This window comes from Mesorhizobium sp. B3-2-1 (genome assembly GCF_006439515.1).
Classification (GTDB): Bacteria; Pseudomonadota; Alphaproteobacteria; order Rhizobiales; family Rhizobiaceae; genus Mesorhizobium.
The window spans coordinates 1-1,236 of sequence record NZ_VFTI01000071.1 but is presented as its reverse complement, the minus strand read 5'-3'; the positions used below and the strand labels follow the sequence as shown (position 1 = coordinate 1,236).

Below are 1,236 nucleotides of genomic sequence, written 5' to 3'. Positions count from 1 at the left end.
TGGCGAGGATGCGAACGGCATGAGGGTGTCTGCATCCTCGCTTTCTGGCGTCGTGATAGACCTTGGCAGCCCAGGGGCTGGCATGGCGGGAGTTGTCGGCGAAGCAGGTGAGCGCCGCGCGCAGTCGCTTGTTGCAGGCCCATCGCCATGTAACGGCGCGGGATTTACCGCTCTGGTAGGTGACTGGTGCGACGCCGGCCTCGGCGGCCAGGTGTTCCTGGCTCTGGAAGCGGTCCCGCACGTCGCCCAGCTCGGCGGTGATCTGTGCAGCGCAGATCTTTCCGGCGCGCGGAAAGGACATGACGATCTTTCCTTCGGGCAGTTCGGCAACGGCATGTTCGATGCGGCTGGAGAGCTTGCCGATCTGGGCGACGAGGCTTTCGAGAGTAACGGCGATGGCACGTACGAGTTCACCCTTGGCGTCGGCCTCAGCTTCAGCGGCCATTGTGGCGGGAGCCGCGCGCAGCCGGCCGAGCACATCGGCAACACTACGCCGGCCGCAATACTGGTTCTGGGCAAGGAAGGCAGCCATGCGCTTCTCACCCAAGCGGCTGGCGCTTTCGGGTGTGGGATAGCGCTGGAGGAAGGCCAGTGCGATCGGGCTTGCGATGTCGGCGAACAAACCGGCGGCGCCAGGCCAGAAGCTTTCGAGCAAGGCGCGCAGCTGGTTGGCGAGGACGAGTCTTGTGGCGACGAGATCGTCACGGCCACGCACCAGCGCGCGCAGTGCCTTGATGGCATCGGATTGCGGCTTGAGCGGGGTCAGCCGGTGCCCGTCGGTGCGCAGGATGTCGGCAAGGATGTAGGCGTCACCAGGATCGCTCTTGGCGGCGACGGCGCGATAGCGCGGCCGGCACGCCTTGACGACATTGGGATGGACCGGCGTGACGACGAAGCCGGCATCGACCAGCGCGTCGACGAGCAACCCGCTAGGCCGTTCGATGGCGATCGGCGTCTCGCCGGGTGGCCCATGCCGTCGCAAACGCGCGACGAGATCGGCAAGCCCATCGCGGTCATGGGCCACGACAAAATGGTCGAGGACCTTACCGGCGGCGTCGACGACACAGACGGCATGGCTCGAGCCGCCCCAGTCGAGTCCGACGAAAATGGTCATGGATGCACCTCACTGAACTGGAGTATGGTGCCCGGTACCGGGAGCCCTCACGGGTTGCTCATCAATCGGCGCTCTGGACCCATCTTGGTCGAAGTGTCCGTGGCGCATCTTCCTGTAGCCCG

1 protein-coding gene is annotated in these 1,236 nt (G+C 65.5%); it reads right to left on the bottom strand.

The features are described from left to right. On the bottom strand, positions 1–1,114 hold a 1,114-nt coding region (locus FJW08_RS32245; RefSeq protein ID WP_140813757.1), incomplete at its 3' end, for an IS110 family transposase. Between the last annotated feature and the right edge of the window lie 122 nt (positions 1,115–1,236).